This window comes from Synechococcus sp. BIOS-E4-1 (assembly GCF_014279995.1).
Classification (GTDB): Bacteria; Cyanobacteriota; Cyanobacteriia; order PCC-6307; family Cyanobiaceae; genus Synechococcus_C.
The window spans coordinates 2,416,703-2,440,141 of the sequence record NZ_CP047935.1 but is presented as its reverse complement, the minus strand read 5'-3'; the positions used below and the strand labels follow the sequence as shown (position 1 = coordinate 2,440,141).

At 58.9% G+C, this 23,439-nt stretch carries 28 protein-coding genes and 1 tRNA gene; 11 read left to right on the top strand and 18 right to left on the bottom strand.

What is annotated here, in order from left to right:
* Nucleotides 1–21: 21 nt before the first annotated feature.
* Nucleotides 22–1,122, bottom strand: a complete 1,101-nt coding sequence (locus SynBIOSE41_RS13280) for a TrkA family potassium uptake protein (protein ID WP_186538240.1) — start codon at nucleotides 1,120–1,122, stop codon at nucleotides 22–24.
* Nucleotides 1,122–1,952, bottom strand: coding sequence for a glycosyltransferase family 9 protein (locus tag SynBIOSE41_RS13275; protein WP_066905942.1), 831 nt, complete (start codon nucleotides 1,950–1,952; stop codon nucleotides 1,122–1,124). Before SynBIOSE41_RS13275 ends, SynBIOSE41_RS13280 begins: the two co-directional genes overlap by 1 nt.
* A 72-nt stretch (nucleotides 1,953–2,024) precedes the next feature.
* Here SynBIOSE41_RS13275 and ispD point away from each other — a divergent pair, with 72 nt between their 5' ends.
* Entirely contained in the window at nucleotides 2,025–2,696 is a 672-nt protein-coding gene (gene ispD / locus SynBIOSE41_RS13270) for a 2-C-methyl-D-erythritol 4-phosphate cytidylyltransferase (RefSeq protein ID WP_066906167.1), read from the top strand.
* Here the strand turns inward: ispD and SynBIOSE41_RS13265 are convergent.
* Together SynBIOSE41_RS13265 and SynBIOSE41_RS13260 are read right to left on the bottom strand one after the other, a co-directional pair.
* Nucleotides 2,687–3,604 carry an LD-carboxypeptidase gene (locus SynBIOSE41_RS13265; RefSeq protein ID WP_186538239.1) on the bottom strand — a complete coding sequence of 306 codons (918 nt, stop codon included), beginning with the start codon at nucleotides 3,602–3,604 and terminating at the stop codon, nucleotides 2,687–2,689. The two genes, ispD and SynBIOSE41_RS13265, sit on opposite strands and share 10 nt — an antisense overlap.
* Entirely contained in the window at nucleotides 3,604–4,497 is an 894-nt protein-coding gene (locus SynBIOSE41_RS13260) for a 4-hydroxybenzoate polyprenyltransferase (RefSeq protein ID WP_186538238.1), read from the bottom strand. The genes SynBIOSE41_RS13265 and SynBIOSE41_RS13260 overlap by 1 nt, the downstream gene beginning before the upstream one ends.
* 101 nt (nucleotides 4,498–4,598) lie before the next feature.
* On the opposite strand from SynBIOSE41_RS13260, the gene SynBIOSE41_RS13255 reads away from it, so the two are divergent.
* Complete coding sequence (locus SynBIOSE41_RS13255) at nucleotides 4,599–6,260, top strand: Ppx/GppA phosphatase family protein (protein WP_186538237.1); 1,662 nt, start codon at nucleotides 4,599–4,601, stop codon at nucleotides 6,258–6,260.
* Here the strand turns inward: SynBIOSE41_RS13255 and SynBIOSE41_RS13250 are convergent.
* Nucleotides 6,244–7,050: a helix-turn-helix domain-containing protein gene (locus SynBIOSE41_RS13250; RefSeq protein ID WP_255475767.1), complete on the bottom strand. Its 807-nt coding sequence runs from the start codon at nucleotides 7,048–7,050 to the stop codon at nucleotides 6,244–6,246. The two genes, SynBIOSE41_RS13255 and SynBIOSE41_RS13250, sit on opposite strands and share 17 nt — an antisense overlap.
* A 203-nt stretch (nucleotides 7,051–7,253) precedes the next feature.
* Between SynBIOSE41_RS13250 and SynBIOSE41_RS13245 the strand changes: the two genes are divergently transcribed.
* Entirely contained in the window at nucleotides 7,254–7,628 is a 375-nt protein-coding gene (locus tag SynBIOSE41_RS13245) for a hypothetical protein (RefSeq protein ID WP_186538236.1), read from the top strand.
* Between the two features lie 135 nt (nucleotides 7,629–7,763).
* Here the strand turns inward: SynBIOSE41_RS13245 and SynBIOSE41_RS13240 are convergent, their stop codons facing one another.
* From SynBIOSE41_RS13240 to petC, 7 genes are all read right to left on the bottom strand, one after another.
* Complete coding sequence (locus SynBIOSE41_RS13240) at nucleotides 7,764–7,955, bottom strand: hypothetical protein (RefSeq protein ID WP_066906165.1); 192 nt, start codon at nucleotides 7,953–7,955, stop codon at nucleotides 7,764–7,766.
* 220 nt (nucleotides 7,956–8,175) lie between these two features.
* Entirely contained in the window at nucleotides 8,176–8,469 is a 294-nt protein-coding gene (locus tag SynBIOSE41_RS13235; protein WP_186538235.1) for a DUF1330 domain-containing protein, read from the bottom strand.
* A 304-nt stretch (nucleotides 8,470–8,773) separates the two neighbouring features.
* Nucleotides 8,774–8,845: transfer RNA gene (locus SynBIOSE41_RS13230), tRNA-Val, on the bottom strand.
* 37 nt (nucleotides 8,846–8,882) lie between these two features.
* Nucleotides 8,883–9,638, bottom strand: a complete 756-nt coding sequence (cobM, locus tag SynBIOSE41_RS13225) for a precorrin-4 C(11)-methyltransferase (RefSeq protein ID WP_186538234.1) — start codon at nucleotides 9,636–9,638, stop codon at nucleotides 8,883–8,885.
* A complete protein-coding gene (gene lgt, locus SynBIOSE41_RS13220; RefSeq protein WP_186541222.1) occupies nucleotides 9,635–10,486 on the bottom strand; it encodes a prolipoprotein diacylglyceryl transferase in 852 nt (283 codons plus the stop codon). Before lgt ends, cobM begins: the two co-directional genes overlap by 4 nt.
* Nucleotides 10,487–10,506: 20 nt before the next feature.
* Nucleotides 10,507–11,439, bottom strand: coding sequence for a cytochrome f (petA, locus tag SynBIOSE41_RS13215; protein ID WP_186538233.1), 933 nt, complete (start codon nucleotides 11,437–11,439; stop codon nucleotides 10,507–10,509).
* Between the two features lie 41 nt (nucleotides 11,440–11,480).
* Complete coding sequence (gene petC / locus SynBIOSE41_RS13210) at nucleotides 11,481–12,017, bottom strand: cytochrome b6-f complex iron-sulfur subunit (RefSeq protein WP_066905926.1); 537 nt, start codon at nucleotides 12,015–12,017, stop codon at nucleotides 11,481–11,483.
* A 104-nt stretch (nucleotides 12,018–12,121) separates the two neighbouring features.
* On the opposite strand from petC, the gene SynBIOSE41_RS13205 reads away from it, so the two are divergent.
* Complete coding sequence (locus tag SynBIOSE41_RS13205; protein WP_066905923.1) at nucleotides 12,122–12,469, top strand: DUF3067 family protein; 348 nt, start codon at nucleotides 12,122–12,124, stop codon at nucleotides 12,467–12,469.
* Here the strand turns inward: SynBIOSE41_RS13205 and tatC are convergent.
* Together tatC and SynBIOSE41_RS13195 are read right to left on the bottom strand one after the other, a co-directional pair.
* Complete coding sequence (gene tatC / locus SynBIOSE41_RS13200) at nucleotides 12,420–13,154, bottom strand: twin-arginine translocase subunit TatC (protein WP_066906159.1); 735 nt, start codon at nucleotides 13,152–13,154, stop codon at nucleotides 12,420–12,422. The two genes, SynBIOSE41_RS13205 and tatC, sit on opposite strands and share 50 nt — an antisense overlap.
* A gap of 117 nt (nucleotides 13,155–13,271) precedes the next feature.
* Complete coding sequence (locus SynBIOSE41_RS13195) at nucleotides 13,272–14,990, bottom strand: NFACT family protein (RefSeq protein ID WP_186538232.1); 1,719 nt, start codon at nucleotides 14,988–14,990, stop codon at nucleotides 13,272–13,274.
* A gap of 63 nt (nucleotides 14,991–15,053) precedes the next feature.
* On the opposite strand from SynBIOSE41_RS13195, the gene gmk reads away from it, so the two are divergent.
* A complete protein-coding gene (gene gmk / locus SynBIOSE41_RS13190; RefSeq protein ID WP_186538231.1) occupies nucleotides 15,054–15,626 on the top strand; it encodes a guanylate kinase in 573 nt (190 codons plus the stop codon).
* A gap of 4 nt (nucleotides 15,627–15,630) precedes the next feature.
* Here gmk and psaJ read toward each other — a convergent pair whose 3' ends face one another.
* Both psaJ and SynBIOSE41_RS13180 read right to left on the bottom strand, forming a co-directional pair.
* Complete coding sequence (gene psaJ / locus SynBIOSE41_RS13185; protein WP_066905917.1) at nucleotides 15,631–15,747, bottom strand: photosystem I reaction center subunit IX; 117 nt, start codon at nucleotides 15,745–15,747, stop codon at nucleotides 15,631–15,633.
* A 32-nt stretch (nucleotides 15,748–15,779) separates the two neighbouring features.
* Nucleotides 15,780–16,259 carry a Photosystem I reaction center subunit III gene (locus SynBIOSE41_RS13180; RefSeq protein ID WP_067092821.1) on the bottom strand — a complete coding sequence of 160 codons (480 nt, stop codon included), beginning with the start codon at nucleotides 16,257–16,259 and terminating at the stop codon, nucleotides 15,780–15,782.
* Nucleotides 16,260–16,335: 76 nt separating this feature from the next.
* Here SynBIOSE41_RS13180 and tsaD point away from each other — a divergent pair, with 76 nt between their 5' ends.
* Together tsaD and SynBIOSE41_RS13170 are read left to right on the top strand one after the other, a co-directional pair.
* Nucleotides 16,336–17,406, top strand: a complete 1,071-nt coding sequence (gene tsaD, locus SynBIOSE41_RS13175; RefSeq protein ID WP_186538230.1) for a tRNA (adenosine(37)-N6)-threonylcarbamoyltransferase complex transferase subunit TsaD — start codon at nucleotides 16,336–16,338, stop codon at nucleotides 17,404–17,406.
* Nucleotides 17,407–17,444: 38 nt separating this feature from the next.
* Complete coding sequence (locus tag SynBIOSE41_RS13170; RefSeq protein WP_066906153.1) at nucleotides 17,445–17,639, top strand: hypothetical protein; 195 nt, start codon at nucleotides 17,445–17,447, stop codon at nucleotides 17,637–17,639.
* Nucleotides 17,640–17,656: 17 nt separating this feature from the next.
* On the opposite strand, the gene SynBIOSE41_RS13165 is transcribed toward SynBIOSE41_RS13170, so the two are convergent.
* Complete coding sequence (locus tag SynBIOSE41_RS13165) at nucleotides 17,657–18,817, bottom strand: type IV pilus twitching motility protein PilT (protein WP_186538229.1); 1,161 nt, start codon at nucleotides 18,815–18,817, stop codon at nucleotides 17,657–17,659.
* Between the two features lie 112 nt (nucleotides 18,818–18,929).
* Between SynBIOSE41_RS13165 and wecB the strand changes: the two genes are divergently transcribed.
* The 4 genes from wecB to SynBIOSE41_RS13150 are packed head-to-tail and all read left to right on the top strand — an operon-like array spanning nucleotide 18,930 to nucleotide 22,062.
* Nucleotides 18,930–20,042 carry a non-hydrolyzing UDP-N-acetylglucosamine 2-epimerase gene (gene wecB, locus SynBIOSE41_RS13160; protein WP_186538228.1) on the top strand — a complete coding sequence of 371 codons (1,113 nt, stop codon included), beginning with the start codon at nucleotides 18,930–18,932 and terminating at the stop codon, nucleotides 20,040–20,042.
* Entirely contained in the window at nucleotides 20,023–20,568 is a 546-nt protein-coding gene (locus tag SynBIOSE41_RS13155) for a DUF1643 domain-containing protein (protein ID WP_255475766.1), read from the top strand. The genes wecB and SynBIOSE41_RS13155 overlap by 20 nt, the downstream gene beginning before the upstream one ends.
* Nucleotides 20,568–20,813 (top strand): hypothetical protein, encoded by a 246-nt coding sequence (locus SynBIOSE41_RS18160; RefSeq protein WP_066905907.1) that lies wholly within the window; start codon nucleotides 20,568–20,570, stop codon nucleotides 20,811–20,813. Before SynBIOSE41_RS13155 ends, SynBIOSE41_RS18160 begins: the two co-directional genes overlap by 1 nt.
* A complete protein-coding gene (locus SynBIOSE41_RS13150; RefSeq protein ID WP_186538227.1) occupies nucleotides 20,803–22,062 on the top strand; it encodes a sodium:proton antiporter in 1,260 nt (419 codons plus the stop codon). Before SynBIOSE41_RS18160 ends, SynBIOSE41_RS13150 begins: the two co-directional genes overlap by 11 nt.
* Here the strand turns inward: SynBIOSE41_RS13150 and gltX are convergent.
* Nucleotides 22,006–23,439 (bottom strand): glutamate--tRNA ligase, encoded by a 1,434-nt coding sequence (gene gltX, locus SynBIOSE41_RS13145; protein WP_186538226.1) that lies wholly within the window; start codon nucleotides 23,437–23,439, stop codon nucleotides 22,006–22,008. The two genes, SynBIOSE41_RS13150 and gltX, sit on opposite strands and share 57 nt — an antisense overlap.

The window sequence follows — 23,439 nt, the reverse complement described above, 5'->3', positions numbered from 1 at the left end:
ACGGACCTGCAGAACCAGCTTTCATTCAGTGGCCTGCATGCCTCGCATGGTTTCCACTGCGTCAATGGCGTCACCAAGAATCTGACGCAGGTCCTCCAGTTGCTGCTTGCTACCCATCACCACAAGCATCTGGCCCGGGGCCAGGGTCACCTCCCCATTGGGGTTGGCCAGCAGGGTGCTGTTGTCACGAATGGCGAGCACCATGGCGCCGGTGCGCCTTGCCAGGTCCAGTTCCTGCAGGCTGCGGTGAGCAATCTGACGCATCAGCAGAGGATCTTCACTGAGGCGGAATTCCTCGATTTCGCAGTCGGATCCCGCCAAAAGATCCGTGAAGTCGACGGCCAGTGGTCGCAGGGCCGTCGTCGCCATCAGCCGACCGCCTGCCACGTAGGGGCTCACCACCACACTGGCACCAGCCAGTTCAAGCTTGGCCGCTGCTTCCTCGCTGTCAGCTCGGGCGATGAGGCGACATCGCTTCTCAAGTCCCCGGGCGCTCAGGATCACGTAGAGATTGGCTGCATTGCTGGGCAATGCGGTCACCAGACTTCGGCAACGATCGAGGCCGGCCTCCATCAGTGTTTCATCCAGAGTGGCGTCGGCCTGGAGCACCTTCAGTCCGCGTTCTTCAGCCGCTTTTTTGCGCAACGGGTCGAGTTCGACCACGAGTACCGGTGCCTTTTCGAGCAGCAGCTGTTCGCCGATTTCACGACCGATCCTGCCGTAGCCGCAGAGAATGACGTGGTCCTGCATGCGCCGCAGCATCCGGCGAAACCTCAGCTCCCGTACCTGACGGAAGTATCCGGATTCTGACAACCCCAGCACACGCTGAATCGAAAGCTGAACAACCAGCAGTCCTCCGGCGATGATCAAAACCGTGACCAATCGCCCTGGCTGGGAGAGAGGCTCCACTTCCCCATAGCCAATGGTGCTGATCGTGATCAGCACCATCCACAGGCAATCCCCCCAATCCCATCCTTCGGTGATTCGGTAACCGATGGCTCCTGCGAGGACTAACGCGGTCAATGCCAGTCCCGGCAGCATCCAGGGACGTGCGAGGAGTTTCAGTTGATGTGGACGGCCACGGAGCAGACCTTGTCGTCTGCCACGCCGGGGGCGCATCATCAGAAGCCGAGAGCCTGCATCACATCCGGGACCGACAGAGAACTCAGATCATCCGTGTCGAGCCTGCGAATCATGTCCCTTTGGGGAAGCTGGTCTGTCTTGGCACCCAGTGCAACCAGCGGCAGCCCGCAGTAGGTGGCAATCAGCTGGGTCAGGGAACAACTGCTGAGCACCACATCAGCGCAGGCAACGGCAGCGGCACGCTCGGCGACGGGCATGTCAGTCGGTAGAACAAGGCTGCGCAACTGGGGCAGCTTGCTGCGGATGGTCTCCGGGAGTGACGTCCAGCGTTCCTGAGGCCAGTCACCAGGGAATGCCCCGGGGGCAAGCAGCAGCAGAGGACCATCTCCTGCGGGCTGAGCACTGCGGGCTTTCTCCATGGCATCCGCAGGCAGGCTGAGGCGGAAGGCATCGGCATTCAGAGAAACGCCCATCGGGGACAGAAACGCTTCAAGTTTCTGCGGCGTCCAGCCTGCTTCAACCGTGGCTGAGGCCGTACTGGCAAAGCCTTCCGTGGCCACCCGCATCGGGATATGGCTCATCGACAGCATCAAATTCACCTGCCTCCCTGTGGCGAAATTGAGGCAGGCCTGGAAGTCAGGTTCCCTGACCAGCCCGAGAAGGTTGGCCCAATCCGAGAGGTTCGGAGTCGCTTCGAACGGGAAGGGAATCACTTTCTTCACCGCGGGCAGCATGGTCCAGAGCGCGCGATGGGATGGATCGCAGGCCACCTGGAGGCTGGCCTCAAGCTGATCAGCGGCAGCAGCGAGAGCCGGCAGGCGCTCGAGCTGCTGTTGAAGGCTTCCGGGGCTGAGAGCGAGAACGCGCATGAACCAGCAGCACAGGTGGTGCGAGCTGATTGTATGGAGGCCGTTTCAGACTGCTGGCAGCAGGAGTCGCTTGTGCATCTGTTGATTGCCGCAGCGGGCAGCGGCCGGCGTATGGGGGCTGATCGCAATAAACTCCTGCTCAAGCTTCGGGGCAGGCCTTTGCTGGCCTGGACGCTGGAGTCGGCTTTCGCGGCTGAGGAGATCGGTTGGATCGGGGTGATCGGTCAGCCTGGCGATCAGCACGAGATTGCCCCCCTCCTGCAGGCTGCGCCCAAGCCTGTTGCCTGGATCGAAGGTGGCAGCACACGCCAGGAATCGGTGGAGCGAGGCTTGGTGGCACTCCCGGGGGACGCGGAGCATGTGCTGATTCATGACGGTGCCCGCTGTCTTGTCGATCCAGGATTGTTCGATCGCTGCGCTGCTTCGGTTTTGGGCGGTGATGCTGTGATCGCTGCGACGCCTGTAACCGACACGATCAAGCGTGTGAACGGTGGGGGACTCATTGCTGAAACACCGGATCGAGCAGAGCTCTGGGCAGCGCAGACACCCCAGGGTTTTGCTGTTGCTGCTCTGCGTGAAGGCCATGCAAAGGCCAGGGCCCTCGGTTGGTCGGTCACCGACGATGCCTCCCTGTTTGAACGCCTGGGATGGCCAGTCCGGGTGCTGGATGCCGGCCCCGCCAACATCAAGGTCACCACGCCGTTCGATCTCATCGTGGCTGAGGCTGTGCTTGCTCAGCGTTGAGTCGACAGCTCCAGGCTCAGGGTGCCGCTGTTGCCATCCAGTTGAGCGGGCACGCCCATCGGCAGGGCTGCATTGCCTCCATTTCCGTGACCCACGGGCAAATCCGCGACCACAGGACAACCCAGGTCCTGAGTGCGTTCACGCAGCACCTGCTCCAAGCTGAACGTGTGTGTGGGATCGCTCTGCTCAGCGTCGTCGCAACCGCTGAATCGCCCGAAACCAATGCCTGCTAGCCCCTGAAGTTCCCCCACAAGCCGCCAATGGGTGAGCATTCGATCAAGGCGGTACGGAGCTTCACCCACGTCTTCGATCACCAGGATTGCTCCACGCAGATCGGGTAGGTGACGGCTGCCGAGCAGGTGGGATGCCACCGTGAGATTCACCGTGATCAATGGGCCGGATTCGATGCCTTCAGCCCAGCTCGTCCCCTGAAGGGGGGCAACCGAATGCCCAAACAGCAGATCATGAAGACGCTGTTGGCTCCAGACAGGTTCGCCAGCCAGCGTTGTGACCAGCGGTCCATGGATGCCGCCTCCAAAGCCGCTCGCCATGCGGCTGCAGAGCAAGGCTGTGACATCGGAGAAGCCAAGAAACCACCCTTCCTTCCAGGCAACGGCATGTTCCAGGAGACGGGCGGCGCCCCAGCCGCCTCGGGCACAGGCCAGCAGTGCGCTCCCCGCTTGAGCAGACAGATCGCTGGATCGTGCGCTGTCGCGCCCTGCCAGATAGCCCCAGTGCCGACCCAGGCAGGTCGGGGTGTTCACTGTCAGCCCCCATGACTCGAGCACGGCGATCCCTGCATGCAGGCTGGCTTCATCGCAGATCGCCGAGCTTGGAGCCGCAATGGTGACGTTGTCGCCCAACTGCAAAGGAGCGGGCATTGGCCAGAGAGGTTCGGATGGCTGCATCAGCTCAGACGAGAAAGCACAAGGCCGACGAGCAGCAAGGCTCCGATCTGGACCTGACGCCCGAAATGGCGGGCATAGACCGTTGCTGGCTGTTGTTCACTGGCTCGCAGGGTTTGTGTGGAGCGCCAGAGACCAATGGTGGCGATGACCCAGAAGGGCCAGAAGAACACCCCAACATCGGCGGCTGCGGCCGCTACGGCCAGGGATGCCGATGTGAGCCCATATCCAGCTCGAACGGTCCGGATGGCGTTGCGTCCGAGGGTCAATGCGCTGCTGCGCAGGCCGAGCCGCGCGTCATCCGGACGGTCGGCCATGGCGTAGACCGTGTCGAAGCTGAAGGTCCAGCACAGGGTGGAGAACCAGCAGCTGATAAGGGGGATCGATGGGGTGATGCTTCCTGTGAATGCCGCCCAGGGGATCAACACCGCGAAGCCCCAGCAGATCGCCAGCAGTGCCTGAGGGAATGGGAACCAGCGTTTCGCGGATGGGTAGATCAGGATCGGAGGAAGGGCCAGGACTGCCAGTTGCAGGCAGAGCAGCATCTGGGACGACAGGCTGAGAACAATCCCAAGGGATAGAGCCAGGAGCAGCACGAGCCCAGCAGTCGCCTGGCTCCGGTTCAGTGCACCGCTGGCGAGGGGACGTTGGCGTGTGCGTTCGACCTCTCTGTCAATCCTCTGGTCCCAGAGATCATTGGCGATGCAGCCGGCCCCGCTCACGGCCAATCCGCCGATCAGGATCTGCATCACCAGTAGCGCCGGCGGAGGAGAGTCCGGAGCGAGCCAGAGACTCCACCCGGCGGGGACGAGAAGAATCAGGCGTCCGCTTGGTTTGTTCCATCGCAGCAGAGCCACCCAGGGCGACATGACGCGAGAAAAGGTCGTGCCAGTCACAGTGCGCAGAACCCGAAGCGTGGTTTTTTGGAACCTTAATCAGCGGCGACTCGGCCCGGAGCGCCGATGGCAGAGTGGGCTCGTCTCCATCACGGTGCGCCATGCCAGGTGCCGAGTCTTCCCCAGCACCCGCGGTGGACCCCAGCAATCAATCGGCCAAGCAGTCAGCGAACGGTGATCTGAGTGGATCGCGAAAAGTCAGGACTGTGGCCGCCATTGACGTGGGCACCAATTCCACCCACATGCTCGTGGCTTCGGTGGATGTGGCCCTGGGGACTTTCAGCATCGATCTGGCCGAGAAGTCGAATACCCGTCTCGGAGAGAGAGATCCCGAGACAGGCGAGCTGACACCCGAAGCGATGGCCAGAGGGATGGAGAGCCTTCGCCGTTTTCGTGAGCTGGCCGTGAGCCATCAGGTGGAGCAGGTCGTTGTTGCCGCGACCAGCGCTGTACGGGAGGCTCCAAACGGCAGGGACTTTCTGCAGACAATCAAGGATGAACTCGACCTGGATGTGGATCTGGTCAGTGGCCCGGAGGAGGCACGGCTGATCTACCTGGGCGTGCTGTCGGGTATGCCCTTCGGTGATCGTCCCCATCTGGTGCTGGATATCGGCGGAGGCTCCACGGAACTGATCCTTGCGGATGGTCGGGATGCCCGTGCTCTCACCAGCACACGCGTCGGCGCGGTCAGGCTGCAGCGGGATTTCGTCAAGGACGACCCGATCCCTCCCCAGCGCCGCTCATTTCTGCAGGCGTTCATCCAGGGTTCGCTTGAACCTGCTGTGGACAAGGTGCATCGACGTATCAAGCCTGGAGAGACACCAGTGCTTGTGGCGACCAGCGGCACTGCAATGGCCATCGGTGCTTTGGCGGCCAGCGAAGACGACCGGCCACCTCTGAAGCTCCATGGTTACAAGGTTTCAAGGCAGCGTCTGAACCGTGTCGTGGACCGTCTGGCCGTCATGACACCTGAGCAGCGACGTGGTCTAGCGGCCATCAACGATCGGCGTGCGGAAATCATCGTGCCTGGTTCGCTCATCCTGCAAACAACAATGCAGATGCTGGGAGTTGATGAACTGGTTCTGAGCGAGCGGGCGCTGCGCGAGGGGCTGATCGTGGATTGGATGTTGCGTCATGGCCTCCTGGAAGACCGCTTCAGTTTTCAAAGCAGCATCCGCCAGCGCACCGTGATCCATCAGGTGCAACGTTTTGCGGTCAATCAGGCCCGTGCAGAGCGGGTTGCCAGCCACGCACTCAATCTTTACGACAGCACCCACAAGACCTTGCATCGTGATGACGGATCCGGCCGGGATCTCCTCTGGGCTGCGGCCATGCTCCATGCCTGTGGTCAGCACATCAATCTCAGTGCTTATCACAAGCATTCCTGGTATCTCATCCGCCACGGCGAGCTACTGGGTTATTCCGAATCCGAACATCTGATGATTGCGGCCATCGCCCGTTATCACCGTCGCAGTCTTCCGAAGAAGCGTCATGAGTCCTGGCAGGCTCTTCAGACCCGGGATAATCGCAGAACAGTGTCAGAGATGGCTCTGTTACTTCGCCTGGCCGCAGCTCTGGATCGACGTCCCGATCCCGTTGTTCAGACGTTGAAAGCCGATGTGAAAGGCAATGATCTGATCCTGGAGCTGGTGCCGGAGCGTCTGAATCAGAACCTCAGCCTTGAACAGTGGAGTCTTGAAAGCTGTTCAGCACTGGTGAGGGAAGTCACCGGTCTGCACCTCAAAGTCAGAGTTCAGGATTGAGTTTGTACCAGCGCACCTGATCGATGGGCCCGAGGGGCCTGGGTGCTCCGTCTCCATTGCTGATCAGGACCAGATCAGGCCGTCCGGCGTAGATCTCCAGATTCGATTCTGCAGGCAGGGATTTGCTGTCAGAGAGGGTTCCTTCATAAACAACCTCGCCTTCGCCATTGCGGATTGAGAGCCAGCTGGGTTCCTTGCTGCTGATGGAGATCGAGCCTGCGGACTTCTCCTGAGGTGCAGCTGGTTGAGGTGTGGGCGCAGTGGGTTGTTTCAACATCGTTGCCGCCTTGATCGAGGCTGGCTCAATGGATCGACGCTGACTGGCCACCACCATTGCTCCACCGGTGACAGCACCGATCGCCAGAGCAGCCAAAGCCAGGCGCTGCCATGGCATGAAAACGCTGTCGGTGCTTTGCGAACGGTTTGACGCTCCTGCCTTTGCGACACCGCCGTTGGCAGCACCACTTCCGGGCAGGGAACTCGAGAAGTTGTTGGCAGCCTTGGGAGCAGGCAGAACGTCTTGAAGTCTGGTGATCAGGGGGTCGCTATCGAGTCCGAGCTTGGAGGCGACCCTGCGGGTCATCGCCTTGATGAAAACCGGTTCAGGAAGTCTCTGCAGATCACCATTTTCAAGAGCCTGCAACTGTTCGCTGCCCATTTTCAGGGACTGAGCCAGTTGCTCGCAGCTCAGACCCTGTTCGAGCCGAGCCTGACGGAGCAGTTCACCGATCTCCTGCAGGGTTGAGACGGTTGTTCCATCCTTTGCCTGCTCGGAATCCGATAACCACATCCGACCCTCACTGAAACAATTGCCGTGAAATTAAGCTTGATTTGCTGTTCTGTCAGTGCCACGAGGCACACAGAGACAGTTGCCACATCGGAATTGAGCCTTCCCTGATTGCGGTCAGGCTTGGCTGAGCCTTGTTTCCCGCATGGCATCACGATTTGCGGTGATTGTGAGGGAGTGAGCACAGCTTGATGAAATCAACCCGGATGACTCAGCTGCTTCTGGCGGCTCTGGTTGTGACTCAGGTTCCCAACCTCGTCAGTTTCATTGAGGCCCTCGGACGTTATGACTCGTCGGAGTCAGCCTTGCGGGCATGCAGTCGGTGGGCTGAATCTGCTGGTCGTTACAGCGTTCGCAGAGCAGGGTTATGGACCAGCTATTCGCAACATCAGGTGCGTTCTTGCAAACAAGAAGGTGATCAATTTGTGGGCTATGAGTTGCCGATGCAAGGGGCTGTTGAAGTCAGCGACAATCCTGGAGATCCGAAGGGGTTCAATGCAGGTGAAGTCCCAGAAGTGGAGGGCTCGGGCAAGCGATGGCGATACAGACGCAAGCGCTGGTCGCTTGTGATTCCCTTCTGAACGATGGACCCCGAAGTTCGTAATCTGGTGATCGCTCAGCTGCTTGTGATCGTGATTCCAGTCGGAACACTGTTTGCAATCTGGCTTTGGATGCTCACGCTCCGTCAGCGTTGATCGCTGTTGCCTAATGCAATTTCAGGCAATACCGATCATCGGTGCCAGCCATTCAGCATGCATGGCTGAGAGAGCCGTCATGTTGAAAGCATGCACTGCTGGATTGGTCTTGTCAGCAACCCAGAGAAGCGCAAAGGGGGCATTGAGGGCGATCTGCATGCGCCATCTCCAGGTGAGGACCGCCCAAATTTTTTGAAGAATCGGGTTCTTCATTCGAAGCATCGCCTGATCCAAAATCGTTGCGATCTTGGCGCATTTGCTCACAGAACTGCGGATGGGCTGTGGTCGTCATGTCCAGCAGCGTGGATCAGCCAAGAAAAAAAGGAGGGTCCCACCCCTCCTTGGTTCGACGCATCTCCGGTGTTGACCCGAAGACGTGATGATCTTGCACGAAAACCTTCAAAACATCCGTAGTGATCAACACCCTGAGGAATTAGGCAACCAACTCTTCCGAGATCGACAGGGTGAGATCAGAGTGGGGTGTTCGCAGCTCAATCAGGGACTGATAGTCCTTTGACTCATAGGCAGAAACCGCTGAGACCAGAGATGGGAACTCGATAATCACATTCAGGGAACCAGGGGATCCTTCACGAACATCACACTGGACATCACGCACAAGAAATTTTGCTCCGACGGTCGGTAGCCATTCAGTGAGTCGGCTGATGTAAGGGACCATGGCCAACGAGGTGTGAATCATGCCAGTGCTGATCCAGTAGCCCTTTGCCATGACAAATGAAATCTGTTGAACCGAATGTAGTTGGAACCGGTCTGCCAGACCCCCTTGATGCAGAAGGCTATTGATGGATGAAGCGCTATCAAGACTCAATTACAAAGATGACTCAGGAGGCTTGTCAGGGCTGCATCATCGAAATGAATCGCGGATTGAGTTTTCAAGATCAAAAGCTCGATAGTCAAATCCGCTAATTGGTCTTTGGCTTGTGGTTTTTGTTGCTTTAAATAATGTTGTTTTTGAAAGGCATCTGAACTTGGGAATCAGATGAAACCCCTGCAAAACAAGGGCTTGAAATCCATGGGCGATACTGGATTCGAACCAGTGACCCCTTCCGTGTGAAGGAAGTGCGCTACCACTGTGCTAATCGCCCGATGGTGCAATCTTAAAACACCACCTGTCCCCAGTTTTCAGTGCCTGGGCCGGAATAAATGGTCATGATCAGGCGAATACAGTTTCGATCGCTGATTGGTTGAACGAAAGGCTGGACTAATCACATACAGCGTGGTGCGAATCAGATTGCGATCGTGCGTGATCTTCGCCATCTGATCGAGAGGGACCAGGTCCAGTGATTCATCAGGCCAGCTGACCCGATAGCCGATTGCGACCGGAGTGTCTGCTGGGTAGTGCTGAAGCAGCGTGGATTGAACCTCATCCACATGGCGGGCGCTGAGGTAGAGACAAAGCGAAGCCTGAAGGCTTGCCAGGTTCCTCAGATCTTCTCGTTGAGGAACGCCTGTTCGGCCTCCGCTGCGACTCAGCACGATCGTCTGAACCAGGCCTGGGATCGTCAGTTCCGCCTTCAGGGCAGAAGCGGTTGCCTGATAGGCGCTGATGCCAGGAACAACCTCCACCTCGATTCCTGCATCGGCAAGTCCGCAGACCTGTTCACTCAGAGCTCCGTAGAGACAGGGGTCGCCATCATGAAGGCGCACCACTTTCTTCCCGCTGGTGGCACGTTCGATCATCAGGGGCAGAACCTGTTCCAGAGTGAGAGTGCTGGTCCGGACCCGTTCACATCCGGCGGGGGCAAGATCGGCGATCTGAGGTGAGACCAGCGAGTCGGTCCAGATCAGAACATCAGCGTTGAAAATGCGGTCTTCGGCTCGGCGAGTCAGCAGATCAGGTGCTCCCGGGCCAGCACCCACGATCGAGATCATGGTCATGAAGGGTCTGCCTGCTTCAGACCCGGATCCGGAAGAGCCGTCTTGCGTCCATACAGCCAGAACAAACCGAAGCCTGCAATGGCCATCAAGCCGAGGCTCATCAGCTGAGCGATGCGCAGGCCCCCGTCACAGAAGGGTGGTTGTCCGCCGAGGCAGAGCGGGTCGATCCTCAAGCCTTCGATCCAGATGCGACCAAGGCTATAGCTGAGCAGATAGATGCAGCTGAGAGCTCCTGACGGCAGCGAGATCTTTCTCTCGCGTCCGAGTCGGAAAAGAACCATTAACAACACAAAAATTCCGATGTTCCAGAGGGATTCGTAGAGAAATGTGGGGTGGAAGAATTCAGACGTTTTGAAAACACCTGGCCGGTTTCCTTCGGGAATAAACAGTTTCCAAGGCAGATCGGTCGGGACCCCAAACGCTTCCGAATTGAAGAAGTTCCCCCAGCGCCCGATGGCCTGTCCCAGTACCACTGAGGGCACCAACACGTCCAAAACATCCCAGAAGGGAACCCTTCGCCAACGGCAGAACAGAATCACCGCCAGTGAGCCCCCCAGGAGTGCTCCATGGATAGCAATACCTCCTTTCCAGATTGCGAACACATCCCACCATGAGCGTTGGTAGGAACCCCACTCGAAGGCGACGTAATAAGTTCTCGCACCGACGACTGCTGCAAGCACGAGGATCGGCAGCAGATCACTGATCAGATTGGCGTCAAGGCCGCGCTGTCGCGCCAGCCAGCTGGAGAGATTCAGTCCGATCAGGACGGCAACAGCAATCAGCAGTCCATACCAACGCAGTACGAAAGGCCCGAGCTGAAACAGCTCGGGCCCGGGGGACGTGAAAATTGCAGGGACCAACACTGATCTCAGACACCCTCAGCGGCTTGCACCTTCTCAATCTGCTTCTTCTTCAGAACCAACATGATCTGGGCGAGAGAAACAGCTGCGAAGAACGCCAACAGACCATAGATGCGAACGGGGTTCTGAAGCACAACTTCAGCATCAACCTGGCCGAAGCCACCCACATTCGGGTCATCGGTCAGGGGAGCACCGGCTTCAATGGCATCACCGACTCCAACCAGCAGCGCAGGCCCCACGGGAATGGTTTCCGTGCTGCTCTCGCCGTCAGCGGTGTCGATGGTGATGACCTTGGCTCCATTGTCGCCATCCTCAATGGCTGAGACGGTGCCGCTGGCGGGAGAGGTGTAAACGGTGTTGTTGCTCTTCTCTCCGGTGGGATAGACCTGACCGCGGCCTCGGTTACCCCCCACGAAAATCTGGTATTTGCCGAAGTGGATGTTGCTGTCGGTGGCAGGATCCGGTGAAAGGACAGGGAAAACGATTTCCTGGTGCTGATCACCTGGAATCGGACCTACAAGAAGAATGTTGGGTTGATCATCGCTGTACTGCGTGAAATAAACACCTTCCGTTTCCTCCTTGATCTCATCAGTCCAGCGGTCCTGGGGGGCCAGGGTGAAGCCGTCAGGGAGTTGGATCACAGCTCCGACCTGTAAACCCACATCACTGCCGTCTGCACCGATTTCCTGGAGGCCTTGCTCGTAAGGGATTTTCACTGCCGCCTTGAACACCGTGTCTGGAAGAACGGATTGAGGAACCTCTGCCTGGGTGATTTTCTTGGCCAGGTGGCAGTTTGCGCAGACGATCTTGCCTGTGGCTTCTCTTGGGGATGCATAGTTCTGCTGAGCCCAGAAGGGGTAAGCCCAGCTGCTTGAGGGAGCCGCGAACACGGCAAAGCCCATGATCAGGGCTGCGAAAAGTGTGGAGAGAATTCGGCGCATCGGAGGCTTGTTTGAGAGAGCGGTGGGAAAAAGGTTGTTGATCAGCCCCACCAGGGCTTCTCACCTGTTCGGAAGTCGGTTTCGGTCCACTGGCTCACGAAAACGTTGTCGTCCTCAACGCTCACGTTGGCGAGGGCCAGAGAGAGGGGCGCAGGGCCCCTCACCACCTTGCCGGTGGCGTCGTATTGGCTGCCGTGGCAAGGGCACATGAACTTGTTGGCACCACTGTTCCAGGGGACAACACAGCCCAGATGAGTGCAGATGGCATTGATGCCGTAACTGCCGATGGCGTCCTCACCTTCAACGATTAAATAAGTGGGATCTCCCTTAAGCCCCTGGACAAGACTGCGATCACCTGTGGGGTGGTCACTCAGCCAGCCCGTCAGCGTCACGGGATTGCCGAGTTCATCCTTGGCACTTGTGCCTCCACCGCTTCCTGCAGCACGTGGAGGAATGAAGTAGTTCACCACCGGATAGAGCGCTCCGAGGGCGACGCCAGTCACGGACCCAAAGGTCAGAAGATTCATGAACTGCCTGCGGCCCATTCCGGGCACATCAGCGGCTGGCATCTGAGTCATGTCTGACGTTCGTTGGGCACTGGATGGGACCCATTATGGGCGCTATAGGGGCGTGTCACACTTTGCCGAGACTGGATTTTCATTGATGTTTAAGGTCTTCATCAGTGCTCGCTGATCCCTCCTCCGAGAGGCAGTCGCGCCCTCTGTCGGTCGATGAAGTCATCGACCTGCTGCGCTCTCGCTGGCAAGCCAGTTATGACCTTCAGCTCGTCACCAGGCGCAGGCGGATGTACATCCAGGTGATGTGGGCTTACCTCGAGCAACAGTCCTTCCCTCTGGATGAGCCCGATTACCGGGCTCATCTCGCGGAAGTCCTGGAAATCGTCAACAGACTGGGGGAAGCGGAGACTGTGCGTGACTGGTTGCTCACGACCCGGGACAAGCCGCGACTCGGAAAGGCGCTCAGTCTGCAGCTGCAGGGGGAGGGGACTCTGGAGGAGTTTCTGCTCTGAACCGTTGAACCGCTGCGACGAGAAGCACTCCGATCAGGTAGAGAGCGGTGATTGCCCCAGCCAGCAACAACATGGTGACCGGGTCCGTGGACGGCGTCAGGACAGCACCGGCCAGGGCTGAAATCAGCACGACCCAGCGCCATGCGGAGAGCATGCGTTGCCAGTTGACCAGGCCGAAGACTCCCAGAAGAAGCTGCAGAACTGGAAGCTGAAAAGCCAGCCCGGTCGACAGCATGAGCAGCAGAACGAAGTCGAGATAGCGCTCAATCGACCAGAGGGGCTCAACGACATCGGCGCCATAACTGACGAGAAAATTCAGCGCAGCAGGCACCAGTGCCCACCATGCAAAGCCCAGCCCAGCCATGAACAGAACAGCTGATCCCGCCACCGACGGCGCAATCAGTCGACGCTCTCCACGGGTCAGGCCTGGCAGAACAAAGGCAAGCCCCTGATACAGCACGTAGGGAAGTGCCAGCGTGAGTCCCGCATAGCCGGCCACTTTGAAGGAGACGAACAGAAACTCCCCAGGAGCCAGTTGCAGGAAACGGATCGAACCGGCGGGCTCTTCAAGAATTCTGACCAGAGGCCGCACCGCCAGAAGGCAGGCCAAGGCACAGACAACCACTGCGACAAGACTGCGCAGCACTCTCTGACGCAGTTCCTCCAGATGATCAACCAGAGGCATCTCCACGTCGTTGGGAGGACTGTCCTGAACTCCGATCCGAATCGGCGGCGGCGGTGACAGCTTCGGGGACTCTTCAGGCGTGATCGGCGTCAGAGGTGATTGGGCAGGTGGCTTGGGTCAGGCTAGGGGGTTCCAAGCCTCAAGGGTTTTTTGCGCACGGTCCGGTTCCGCCCAGACCAGCTCGGCCTGGCGATGTCTCACGGTCCCTGGTGCAGTGCCAGGAATTCTCTGGAGATGTTCCACGCCCGTCATCACCACCGGCACCCTTCGATTTCCCTTCGCCCTGCTGAACCAGGCTGCAAGGTCTGCCGCAAGCTGCAGGTCCAGCTCTGAAGCAGCCGCTGCCGAGGCCTTGAGCACGACATGGCTTCCCGGACACTCCTGTGCATGAAACCAGAGATCACCTGCGCGAGCCTGACGCAGACTGATCCACTCGTTCTGGCGGTGATTGCGCCCCACCTGAATCACCAGTCCATGCTTGGAGCGGATCTCCAGTGGCTGAGGTTGTCCCGGTGGAGGACCGCTGCGGCGACGGCGACGGCGAGGAGTCAGCAAATCCTCCAGTTCTGCCTTCAGCTCGCGCAATTGTCGGTTGCGATCGTCAGCATCGTCCCAGTCCGCCTGCATCAGATCTGCCAGGAAGCTTGCGCTGCCTTCAATCAGCGCAAGACGTTGATCGTGATGGGCCAGTCGTTCTTCGATCAGAGGAATGGAGCGTCGCAGCCGTCTGGCGCGCTGGTAAAGCTTCTGGGCCTGGTCGATGCTGTCTCTGTCAGGAGCGGCCTGACAGAAAATGGCATCCGCCTTGTGTTGAAGATCATCGGCTCCAGCAGTGGCATGCAGTCGCTCAACCTGCTCGAGACGCTGGGCCTGTTCCCGTTGTCGGCTCTGTTCCAAAAGCTGTTGCAGCTCCTGGCTTTCCCTCAGCAGTTGTCGCTGGTTGAGATGGCTCCGGTAATAAAGCCCTAAACGAAGGCTGAGTGATTCACCTTCACCTGCTGAGTCTGCCGGATCATTCCAGACGCGATAGCCACCTGACTCATCGAGGTAAAGGGTGAATTCGCCACGATTGAGGTGATTCAGCCATTGCGTCCAGCGTTGATGCAGCAGCAGCCACTGGTTGTCGCTGATCTCTGTTACAGGCGTGCTGGCTGAGAGCTGCAACGGCAGCTCATCCTCTGGGAGAGAGCTGATGAGTTGCCTTGTCAGAGCGGGGCTGATGCCCTGATAGGTGTCGCGCAGCGCTTTGCCCAGATCGACAGGGACCAGAGTCAGTCTGCGCTTCCACTGCTCGAACGGCTCCTCGAGGCTTGGTGGCAGGCTCTGCAGCGATGGTGGCGGGAGATAAGCATCTCCACTGCTCAAGGGCCGTACCCGTGACTGGTGCTGTCTGACCTGTCTGGCAATCGCGGTGATCCGCTTCTGGTCATCCAGCAGCAGCACATTGCTGTGGCGACCCATCAGCTCGAGAACCAAAGTGCGCACGCTTTCCTCGCCTGGGCGTGGGGCGAAATGCAACAGCACAACCCGCTCAAAGTCACGCTGCTCCAGTTCCACCAGGGCCAGCTGCTTCAGGCCGTGCTGAACCTGCTGAGCCAGCGTGCTGCCACTTCCAGTCCTGCTGGGAGGGGGAATCTGAACAAGTCTGGCGGCCTCTGCCTGCCAGCTGAGTTCCAGCCAGACCATCCCGGTCAGGGTTCGGAAGCCCAGCTGCAGGCTCTGCTGATTCGGTTGTTGTGCTTTTTCAAAGCGACTTGGAATGATCTGTGTTCGCAGATCCCCCAGCACCGCCCGAAGGCTGGTGAGGTCCATCACCTGAAGCGTGCTGTTCGCCATCGCTATCCGGTGGCCTTTCGACTGGAATGCCTTCCTACCCTGCTGCCTGACCTCACACAAGCCATGGCAACGACTGATCTCCGCGCCAGGCTCACTTTGCTGACAGGCCCCAGCGGCGTTGGCAAAGGGACTCTGGTGACACGCTTACTTGAGCGTCATCCGCAGCTCTGGCTTTCCGTTTCGGCCACCACCCGGGCTCCTCGCGAGGGTGAAAAGGATGGCATTCATTACTTCTTCCACTCGCGTGAATCATTTGACCAACTGGTCAGCGAGGGAGGGTTGCTGGAGTGGGCTGAATTCGCCGGGAACTGCTACGGAACCCCCAAGCAACCTGTCTTGGAGAGGCTTGAGTCGGGTACTCCTGTTTTGCTGGAAATCGAACTTGAGGGTGCTCGTCAGGTGCGCGGCAGCTTTCCTCAAGCCCTGCAGATCTTTCTTGCACCGCCAAGTTTTGCAGAGCTCGAACAAAGGATCCGTGGCCGCGGCACGGAAGAGGAAGCCGCGATTGCCAGACGTCTGGATCGTGCGAAGACTGAACTCAAAGCCCAGCAGGAATTTGACGCTGTTGTCATCAACGATGACCTCCAAACCGCTCTTGACGAGCTTGAGCGGTTAATGGGGCTGGCCGCAGCTTGAGCAATCAGAGCGGGTGGAACAGCAGGTCGGGGAAGAATCTGTTCCACTCGATCAGGATGCCTGCCGTCAACGTGAACCAGATGGCGGCAACCACAGGTGCAGTGGAGAGAAATTTTTTCATCCTTGGAGAGTTAGGTAAAGGAGCTTTTGTAATCAGCGGGGTGAAACTGTGATTTTCGAATCACTTTCAGTCAGCTTGCCACTGTTGAACTCTGCAATGGCAGCAACAGGCCATGTGGCTGCTTTGACAACGGAGTTCAACGCAAGTTTCATGTCCAGCTGGATCTCAAGCATGTTCTGATCCTTGCGACCGCGAATGGCCTTGAGATAGTCACGTCCGGCCCAGCCAATGGTTCCGGTGATGTAAAGGAACATCAGTCCTGGGAGTACGAAATCACCAGCATGGTTCCAACGACCGTCAACGATCAGATGGGGAAGACCATCCTCACCACAGGAGGCTTTGCTGTACATCTTGAAGCGGGCGACGGCCTGTGGCGTTGAGGCTGCACTGGCACGTTGCTGGAAACGTGCACTTTCAGAACAGGGAGTCAGCCCTGCTACATCAGCTCTGGCGACCGGTGCGAAACCGAACACCAGCAGGGCCGAAAGCGCGAGAGCGAAGAAACGACGCATCGGAACGGTGCCTGTTGAACCTGCCCTTGGGAGGCAGGATGTATCAAATGGAGAGTAGTGGAGCCTGTTGACCTGCATGGCCAAGGTGCTAGCCCTCGAAACAAGTTGTGACGAGTCTGCCGCGGCTGTTGTGGAACAGAGCGGAGGTCGCCTGCAGGTGCTGTCGCATCGGATTGCATCCCAGATTGAGGAACATGCCCAGTGGGGCGGAGTGGTGCCGGAGATCGCCTCACGCAGGCACGTGGAAGCACTGCCTCATTTGATCGGTCAGGCGCTCAATGACGCAGAACTGCCGATCAGCGATCTGGATGCCGTTGCTGCCACTGTGACCCCAGGCCTTGTTGGGGCCCTGATGGTGGGTTCCTTGACGGGCCGCACTCTGGCGGCGCTTCACAACCGACCTTTCATTGCCATTCACCATCTTGAAGCCCATCTGGCCTCGGTTCGGCTGGCGTTGTCCCCGCCAGCCCCGCCTTATCTCGTTCTGCTGGTGAGCGGTGGGCACACGGAACTGATACGTGTCGAGGCAACAGGAGCGCTGGAGCGGCTCGGTCGCAGCCATGACGACGCCGCTGGTGAGGCCTTCGACAAGGTTGCTCGTCTACTGGGGCTGGAGTACCCAGGAGGGCCGGCAATTCAGGCTGCTGCCGTTGAGGGTGATGTCAGACGCTTCAACCTTCCGAAAGGTCGCGTCTCAAAACCTGGAGGGGGCTATTACCCCTACGACTTTTCTTTTAGTGGCCTCAAAACGGCCATGCTTCGCCAGGTTGAGGCTTGTCGGACTTGGGATCAGCCACTGCCCCTGGCCGATCTGGCCGCCAGCTTCCAGCAGGTTGTTGTGGATGTACTGGTCGATCGCAGCCTCCGATGCTGTTGCGATCTTCATCTGTCAACACTGGTGATGGTGGGCGGCGTGGCCGCCAATCAACGGTTGCGTGAATGCATGCATGCCAGAGGTGCTGAACAGGGAGTTGAGGTGCACCTGGCACCACTCAGCTATTGCACCGATAACGCAGCGATGGTGGGTGCAGCTGCGCTTGGACGTTTGAACTCCGCAGCCATCTCCAGTTCATTGGCTCTGGGCGTTTCAGCACGCTGGGCTCTCGAAAACTGCGCTCCTATGTATCAATCGAATCCGCCTTTCTGAGCTGCAGTGCATAGGGTGTCGCGACTTGCAACAGGGTGATGTCGATCAAGGCCGAGACGCGCCAGCAGAACAACGTTGAACAGGTTGATTCCGGTGAATTGAATGCTTGGCGCAGAGGTTTTACGCCCCAGGCAGAAATCTGGAATGGACGCCTGGCCATGCTGGGTTTGTCTGTGTCGCTCGGAATTCTGTTCGTGATCAGGGTTTCCGCTTCCAGCGCCCCAGCCGCCTGACGATCAAACCCCCACGCCTAACCCCTTCCCCTCAAGGCCTGAGCCAGTTCATTCGGTTTCAGGCTCTGAGCCACAGCCTGGTCAGCTTCGACTCTCTCCTGCTCCACAAGACTCTGCAGGCATTGATTGGTGGTAACCATTCCGTCGAAACCACTTCGCTGCATGATTTCTTCAACTTCATCCAGGGCTCCACGCTGGATGTAGTCCTTACAGGCTTCCGTGTTGATGAGGATGTCGTGGAAAGCGGCCCGCTTGCCATCTGTGGTTCGGATGAGGCCCTGAGAAATCACACCGAGTAGTGACTCCGACAGAGATCGACGCACGCTCTCCTGGTCCTCGGGCGGGAACATGCCAAGCACTCTCTCCACGGTCTTGACGGCTGAATTTGTGTGGAGTGTTCCAAACACCAGGTGCCCGGTTTGAGAGGCTTCCAGGGCTGTGCTCAGGGTTTCCTGGTCGCGAATCTCACCCACGAGAATGACGTCGGGATCTTCCCGTAGTGCCGCTTTCAGAGCGTTGTGAAATTTCAGGGTGTGCAGTCCGACCTCCCGATGTCGAATCAGTGAGCTTTGGCTTGTGTGGACGAACTCGACCGGGTCCTCAATGGTGAGGATGTGGCGATTCTGGTTTCGATTGATCCAGTCGATCATCGCCGCCAGTGTTGTGCTTTTCCCGGATCCGGTTGGGCCGGTGATCAGGACGAGCCCCTTGGGTCGTGAGGACAGATCACGCAGAACATCGGGCAGGTTCAGCTGCTCAAGGGTCAGGATCGTCTGGGGAATCAGCCGCAGAACCATGGCAGGCCCCCGCAGGGAGTCCAGAAGGTTGATGCGCACGCGCACAAAGGAAAACGCGTGGGCACCATCGAATTCCTTGATCTGATGGAAATCATCGATCTGCTGCGGCGTCAGGATTTCCCTCAGCCAGCGCTGGAAGGTTTGCTGAGTTGTGCAGGGCCACTCCGTCGTCAGCATCTCGCCACGGGCCCGGTATCGAGGGATTTCACCGACCCCGAGATGAACGTCTGAATGTCCCTTTTCATGGGCGATGCGTACGATCTGCTCCAGGCTGGGCGCTCCATCCTTCCCGTCGCTGATCGCTGTGGCGGCTGGTGATGGATGCCCTGGCGGGGAGACGGCGCCAGTGGGAAAGCCCGGTGGAAAGATCGGCTGGCTCACACAATTCCTCGACGTCTTTGCTCAGCTTCGCCACAGCTGTCCTGTTGGCAAGTGAATGCTTCAGAAGAGCTGCGTGAAACGCGCTTAGGATCTCGCCATCAACACTCTGTTTATGGCTGCCAGGCCCCGTGTGACGATCGTACTTGGCACCAGACCGGAAGCCATCAAGCTTGCTCCGGTGATTCAGGAATTCCGGGGCTGTTCAGCGCTGGATACTCGCGTTGTCCTCACGGGACAGCATCGCGAGATGGTGACGCAGGTCATGGATCTCTTCCGAATCAAGGCGGATCAGGATCTTGGCCTGATGGCTCCGCGTCAGACGCTGACGCACGTCACCTGCTCAGCTCTTCAGGGACTGCGCGATGACTTCCAGGCTTTTCCGCCTGGACTGGTTCTGGTTCAGGGAGACACCACAACAGCCTTTGCCGCTGCTCTGGCAGCGTTTTACGAGCAGATCCCCGTGGGCCATGTGGAGGCCGGTCTGCGCACGGACAATCTCCTTGATCCATTCCCTGAAGAGGCGAATCGCCGGCTGATCTCCCAGGTGTCCCAGTTGCATTTCGCTCCCACCGAGCGCTCAGAAGCCAACCTGAAGGCTTCCGGCGTGGTCGGTCGGGTCATGGTCACGGGCAATACGGTCATCGATGCCCTCCTGCGCATGGCTGAGCAGGCCCCTGTCCTTTCTGATCTGCCCATCGACTGGGCCAATCAGCGCGTGATTTTGGCCACGGTCCATCGCCGGGAGAACTGGGGAGAGCGATTGCACAGCATCGCTGCGGGCATGCTTGAGGTTCTTGAAGGCCATCCTGACGTCGTCCTGCTGCTGCCTCTGCATCGCAATCCAACAGTTCGGGAGCCTCTGCGAACTTTGCTCGGCGACCATCCCCGTGTGGTTCTGAGCGAGCCCCTCGACTACGACCGGTTGGTTGCCGCAATGAAAGGGTGCACCCTGCTGCTCACCGATTCCGGAGGTCTTCAGGAGGAGGCTCCCGCGCTGGGAAAGCCGGTCCTGGTGCTGCGTCGCACGACTGAGCGTCCCGAGGCCGTTGATGCCGGTACCGCAAGACTTGTCGGAACGGACACTGACTCAATCAACCGTGAGGCGTCACTCCTCCTCGATGATCCGAAGGCCTATGAGCAGATGGCCAGGGCTGTGAACCCCTTCGGAGATGGTCAAGCCAGCGGCAGGATTCTTGAAGCTGCACTTGCCTTGCTCAACGGCTGATGCCGCCTTCAGCCCCTGCGGGCGTTATCGCTGGATGCTGCGTCGTCCAATTCTCAGGCCGTCACCGGATGATCCCTTCAAGGTTCTCCTGTTTGTCGGCCTCAATCCTTCCCTGGCCGATGCTGTTCGTGACGACCGCACGCTGAGACGTCTGCAGGGTTTCGCACGGGCCTGGGGCTATCACCAGCTTGTGGTGCTCAATTTGTTTGGGAGGATCTCTCCATCCCCAGCGGCCTTGCAACGTTGCATCGATCCTGTGGGGCCGGACTGCGACCGAGTGCTGAACAGCTGGTTCGAGACATGGTCCCGCTCACCTGGCTGCGACCTGTGGTTGGGCTGGGGTGCGTCGGGCTCCCTGCATCTGCGTGACCAGAAGGTGGTCAAGATGCTCGCCAGGGCCCTTGCTGTGCGTGGGCAGGGGGCTCCTCCACTGGTGATCGGCACCACCCGCAGCGGTCAACCTCGTCACCCGCTCTATGTGGCTGCTGGGAGCCCGCTTTCCCCCTGGGCCTGTACGGTTCGCTGATGACACGCACCCCACGCCGCTACAAGATTTCGCTTCACCTCTCTGGAGGTCAAACAGAGGTCGTGCATTTCCCCACTCTCGAGTCCTTTCAGGAGTGGTACCAGGCACTGGCCAGCGGCGCGAGTGGTCAGGCTTTTGTGAATGTTCCCCTTGGGGATCTCGAAGGGGAGTATCTGGTGATTCGCCCTGAAGCGGTCATCGGTGTGCGTGTGGAACCGCAATTCGCATCCATCGATGACGCCTGAGAGGCTCGGACTGCTCTGGGGCATCACGGTGTTCGCCGGAGCCGGGGCGCGATTGCTTGCCGCCCTGTCAGGCCTTCCAGGGGTGGTGCTGTTGCTGTTGTCAGGACTGCTGATCGGACGATCCGGTCTTGGACTCGTAGAGCCTCTGGACCTGGGCGAGGGCCTTGAGACCACCGTTGGCCTGCTTGTGAGTCTCGTTCTGTTTGATGGTGGGCTGAATCTGCGCTTGCCCGGAGACACCATCAAAGCGACCGTGCTGCGGATTTCCGTGCTGCGTTTGCTGTTGTCGCTGGGAGCGGGAATTTTGGCAGCGCACTGGCTGGCCGGATTGGGATGGTCCGTGGCTGCGGTCTACAGCGCCATTGTGTTGGGAACAGGCCCCACGGTGGTCACGCCGATCGTGCAACAGATCCGCCTGGCTCCTCCCCTCGGGGATGTCCTCGAAGCGGAGGGATTGGTGCTCGAGCCCGTGGGAGCGGTGCTGGCACTGTTGCTGCTTGAGCTGCTGCTGGGCGACCTCTACGGTTGGAGAGGTCTGGCGATTGGCCTGCTGTTCCGCCTGGGAGGTGGGGTGCTGATCGGAGTCGCTGTTGGATGGCTGCTTGCCGAGCTGTTGAGACGTTTGCCTTCAGAGCATGCCGTCGGCTTGCGGCTGCAGTTAACTCTTGGCGTTCTGTTTCTCATGTTTGCCATCTGCGAGTGGCTGCTTCCCGAATCCGGTCTGCCGGCATCGGTCGCTGCTGGTGTTGTGGTGGGCCGTCGTCCATCCACGCAGGCCGCTCAGCTGGATGAGCTGATTCGCGAACTGGCCAGATTGGCGATCACGATGCTTTTTCCGCTGCTGGCGGCTGATGTGTCGTGGGCTGAACTCAGTCCGCTCGGCTGGGGTGGTGTCAGTTGTGTGCTGATGCTGATGCTGCTTGTGCGTCCTGCAGCAGTGGGCGTTGCCACGATCGGATTGCCACTTGACTGGCGTCAACGCCTTTTCATGGGTTGGCTCGCGCCAAGAGGAATTGTGACGGCCGCCGTGGCATCACTGTTTTCGATTCGCCTTGAACAGGCCGGGATTCTCGGGGCAGGCCGACTTCAGGGTCTGGTTTTTCTCACGATTCTGATGACTGTGGGATTCCAGGGACTGACGGCCCAGCCCTTGGCACGTGTTTTAGGCCTGATTCAGTCTGATCCCGAGGAGTCAGGTGAGGCAGCGCTTCAGACGGGGCAGGTCCTGCCCGACCCTGGCCAGCAATGACCAGGTTGTGATCAGATCCGGTCCCTGGAGACGGCCCAGCAGAGCAGCACGCAACGATTTCATCAGAACACCCTTTTTGACTCCGGCTTTGCTTGCGGCATTGGTCAGCAGTTCCTGTGCCTGTGCGGTGCCATTGCCGTCCCATGGATCACTCTCGAGCGACTCCACAAGTTGAACGATCGCCCTCCTGGCTCCATCGGCTTCAAGTTGTTTGAGCCCATCGTCCTCAAGCTCAGGACAGACAAAAAATGGTTGTGCCTGGTCAATGCCATCCTTCAGCAGGGTGAGAGAGGGGCCGAGCAATTCGCACAAAGCGAGGCTCCAGCTCACGTCCTCAGGGAGGTTCCATCCCTGCTCGCGCCAGAGCGGCGAGATGTCCTCCAGCAGTTGCTGCGGTGTGAGGCCATGCAGCACCTGTGCATTGAGCCAGTTGAGCTTGTCCCAGTCGAAACGCGCACCGGCTTTGTTCACTCGATCGAAGCTGAACACTTCGGCTGCCTGCGAGAGAGTGAAGCGTTCCTCCATCCCTTCGGGAACAGACCAGCCCAGCAGGGTCATGTAGTTGGCGATCGCCTCCGCCGTGTAACCCATCGCCTGGAAATCATTGATCGAGGTGACGCCGTCACGCTTGGACAGTTTGCGCCCCTCCGCATTGAGGATCAGGGGGGTATGGGCGAAGATCGGGGCGGGCAGCTCAAGAGCCTGGTAGAGCAACAGCTGCTTGGCGGTGTTGGCGATGTGGTCCTCACCCCTGATGACATGCGTGATCGCCATGGCCGCGTCATCGACCACAACCACAAGGTTGTAGAGAGGGTCACCGATCTGGTCCGCGGGAGCGCGACGGGCAATAACCATGTCACCGCCTAGATCTGATCCACGCCAATGCATCGGTCCACGGACAAGATCACGCCAGTGGATCTCCTCACTGTCATCGATCCGGAAGCGGATCACCGCTTCACGGCCTTCAGCCTGAAACGAAGCTTGCTGCTCCGCTGTGAGGTGTCTGTGTCGGTTGTCGTAGCGAGGTGCCCTGTTCTCAGCTTTCTGGACCTCTCGCATGGCTGCGAGCTCCTCTTCGCTGGCGTAACAGCGGTAGGCAAGGCCTCGGTCAAGCAGCTTCTGAATGGCGGCACGATGCTCGTTGACCCGCTCGCTCTGAATCGTGGGATCTTCATCCCAGTCAATACCAAGCCATGAGAGGCCAGCAAGAATGTTGGCGGTGAACTCGGGCTTGGAGCGCTCCTTGTCAGTGTCCTCAATCCTCAGCAGAAACTGACCTTTCTGGTTTCGTGCGAACAACCAGTTAAAAACTGCTGTTCTTGCCGTACCAATGTGGAGAGTGCCCGTTGGACTTGGGGCCAGACGAACACGCACCAT